4 protein-coding genes are annotated in these 3,163 nt (G+C 72.2%); 1 reads left to right on the top strand and 3 read right to left on the bottom strand.

All coding sequences use genetic code 11. The annotated features are described in order from the left end of the window. The 3 genes from VKG64_07945 to VKG64_07935 all read right to left on the bottom strand — a co-directional run. On the bottom strand, positions 1–567 hold a 567-nt coding region (locus VKG64_07945; protein HKB24972.1), incomplete at its 3' end, for a GDP-mannose 4,6-dehydratase. 36 nt (positions 568–603) lie between these two features. Next, entirely contained in the window at positions 604–1,395 is a 792-nt protein-coding gene (locus VKG64_07940) for a glycosyltransferase (protein HKB24971.1), read from the bottom strand. Next, positions 1,392–2,348 (bottom strand): class I SAM-dependent methyltransferase, encoded by a 957-nt coding sequence (locus VKG64_07935; GenBank protein ID HKB24970.1) that lies wholly within the window; start codon positions 2,346–2,348, stop codon positions 1,392–1,394. The genes VKG64_07940 and VKG64_07935 overlap by 4 nt, the downstream gene beginning before the upstream one ends. A 104-nt stretch (positions 2,349–2,452) precedes the next feature. On the opposite strand from VKG64_07935, the gene VKG64_07930 reads away from it, so the two are divergent. Next, the coding region (locus VKG64_07930) for a hypothetical protein (protein HKB24969.1) at positions 2,453–3,163 on the top strand (711 nt) is incomplete at its 3' end.

The raw sequence follows: 3,163 nt of genomic DNA, 5'->3' as shown, positions 1-3,163 counted from the left end.
GTTCGACGTCGCGAAGGTATCTCCTCTACGGGGCCCGCTGTGATTAAACGCGCGCGCGCGCACGATGTGCATGCCGTAACTCTTGAAGTACTGCCAGCCCATCAGGTCCTGGGCGACCTTGCTCACGGCGTAGGGCGAGAGCGGGCGGAGCGAGTTCGTCTCGCGGATCGGCAGCTCGTCGGGGTGCACGAGCCCGTACTCCTCGCTCGAGCCGATCACGAGGAAGCGCGCCTTCGAGCCGAGCTGGCGCATGGCCTCGAAGAGGTTCATCTGGCTGACGACGTTCGTGGTAAACGTCTCGACCGGCGTGGACCACGACGCGTGGACGAAGCTCTGCGCGGCGAGGTGGATGATCCAGTCCGGCCGCGCCTGCTCGAGCACCGTCCGCACGGAAAGGAGGTCGCGCAGATCGGACTCGACCAGCATCAGCCGGTCGCGGATGTGCTCGATGTGCTCGGTCTTGCTGCGCCAGCGCAACGACCCGATGACGTCGACGCCGCGGGCGAGCGCCAGCTCGGCGAGATGGCTCCCGACGAAGCCGGTGATGCCGGTGATGAGGATACGCACGCGTTCATACTACCATCGCCGCCCCGCGATCCCCCCTCACTGCCGGGCGCGCCGCAGGGCGCGCCGGAGGCCGGGCGGCAGCGCCAGCGCCAGCAGCGGCCGCAGCGCGAAGACCGCGTCCCAGGGCGGGTACGCGCCGCCCCGCACGGCTCGCCAGCGCACGCGCGCCTCGGCGCGGAGCCGGTCGCCGTCGCGCGCCGCCGAGACCCGCCCGGGCACGAGGCGGCGCACGACGAGAGGCTCCGGGAGGTTCGCGAGCCGTGTGACCGGGGCCAGCCGCATCCAGAGGTCGTAGTCCTGCGCGACCGGTAGCGTCGCGTCGTAGCCGCCCGCGCGGAGGACGGCCTCGCGCCGCGCCATCACCGAGGAGTGCACGAACGGGTTCCGCCGGATGAGCGCCCGGCGGATCGTCGCGTCGTCCGCTGGCGGGACCACGAGCGCCACCTCATGTCCCGCCGCGTCCACCTCGCGCGCCCCCGTGCCGAGCAGGCCGATGTCGGGATGCGCGGCGAGGAAGGCGCGCTGACGCGCGAAGCGCTCTGGGAGTGCGACGTCGTCGGCGTCGAGCCGTGCGACCAGTGCGCCGCGCGCGAGGCCGAGGGCCCGGTTGAGCGAGAGCGTGAGCCCGAGGCGCGCCTGGCGCAGGACGCGAAGGCGCGGGTCGCTCACCCGTCCGAGAATCTCGGGCGTCGCGTCGGTCGAGCCGTCGTCGATGACGATCAGCTCGAGGTCGCCCGCCGTCTGGGCGAGCACGCTGCGCACGGCGTCGGCCACCCACGGCGCGCCGTCGCGCACGGCCATGAGCACCGAGACCGGGGGGGCGCTCACGGGGCCGGCGGCGCGGCGGACTTCTGGAACAGGAGGTTCAGGTACGGGAGGGCGAGCGACGGCGGCAGGCCCGCCGCGGCGAGCGTCGCGCACGCCACGCCGAAGAGCGGCAGCAGCGACCGCCGTGTTCGCGAACGGGCGGTATCGCGGAAGAAGCGCCAGCCGTAGCCCGCCTCCTCGGTGACGTCGGCGAGGCCCCGCCGGCCCGAGGACGGCAGGCAGTCGGCGAGCGTCGCGTTCCGCCAGCCGGTGCCGTCGGCGACGAACTCCTCGTAGGGCACCGTCCGATACGCTCCAGGCCGGCAGGCGCGCGCGTACGCGTACGCGACGCGCGGCGGCAGCCACTGGACGAGGGGGAGCCCGACCGAGTGCGTCTCGAGCGGGAACCACCGGTTCGGCGTGTCGAGGATCGCGATGTGCCCCCGCGGCGCGAGCACGCGGTAGTACTCGTCCACCTGCGCGCGGCGGCTCCGCGCCGGCAGGTGCTCCACGACGCCGACCGCGAGCACGAGGTCGAACCCGCCGTCGGCCCAGGGCAGCCGCCGCGTCTCGTCGTTCGAGAAGAGCGCGGCCTCCCGGACCTTGGTGAGACCGAGCTCGGTGACCTTGGCACGCACGATCGCCACGAAGGCGGGATCGGTGTCGAAGGTCACGAGCTCCCGCACCGCGTCCTGCTCCGCCGCGTACTCCGTCAAATGGCCGAACGAGCATCCGACCTCGAGGACCCTGAGGTCCCCCACGCCCCGACGGCGCAGGTGGGCGAAGACGGGACGGAGGAAGCGCGGCCCGCGCGTCTCCTTGTACGTGAGATACGGCGGCGTGCGCTGGACGCCCTTCCGATCGATCAGCATCTGGACCACACGCGCGCTGTAGCGCGTGACGTACTCGCGGCCGGCGACCGCGAGGACCCGGCGATCGCCGAGATCGGCCAGCGCGTATGGGGGCTCCGTCATCTTCGTCGCCACTCGGGTCACTCCCTGCCGCGGGGCGGACGAGGTCGCGCCGGCAGCCCTGCGCGATTTTCGCGCGGCCCGAGGATGGAGTATTGTACCCGGTCATGAAGCTCCTCCGGAGGTTCGTCGAGCCACCACGCCCGCGGCCGCCCGCCCCCGCCCACGTGGCCCAAGCGTACTATCTCGACGGGTATCTGAAGGGCGTGTTCCGGACCGGCCCGGCGCTGGCGCGCTTGAACGCGACGATGGCGAGGCTCCACGCGGGCGATCCGCGCCCGGGGTTCACGTGGGAGCAGAAGTACCGGCACACGGAGGATCTCCGCCCGAACGTGCACGCGTACGACGCGGCATTCGTGGACGTGCTCTTCGAGAGCGACGTCCCGGCGCTCCTCAAGCGGGTCTCCGGTCTCGACCTCGTCCTGGCCCACATCCAGCTCCGCCGCGTCTTTCCGGGCAAGAGCTACATGGACTGGCACCGCGACACCCACGTCTACGGCGGCGCGGTCACGGGCAACCTGCCGCCGGTGCACAAGCTCATCTTCTATCCCACCACGGGCTCCGCCCCTCGGCCACGCCTCCGCGTCAGCCCAGGCAGCCACCGCCGGATGCTCGAGGACCGGAGGCGCGATGTCGCCCAGGTCGACGACGGGGCTCAGGACACCATCACGAGCTCGGACGACGGCTACGTCCTCTTCGAGACGTCCCTCCTCCACGCGGTCGTCCCCGAGGCGGAGCCGGCGGGGTCGATCCGCGTCATCTACCAGTTCTGTCACGACTTCCAGCTCGGGCCCTACCGGGAGAGCGCGGTGCTTCAG

Source organism: Candidatus Methylomirabilota bacterium (assembly GCA_035260325.1).
Taxonomy (GTDB): Bacteria; Methylomirabilota; Methylomirabilia; order Rokubacteriales; family CSP1-6; genus AR19.
The sequence above is the reverse complement of the archived record's forward strand: the minus strand, read 5'-3'. Positions and strand labels throughout refer to the sequence as shown.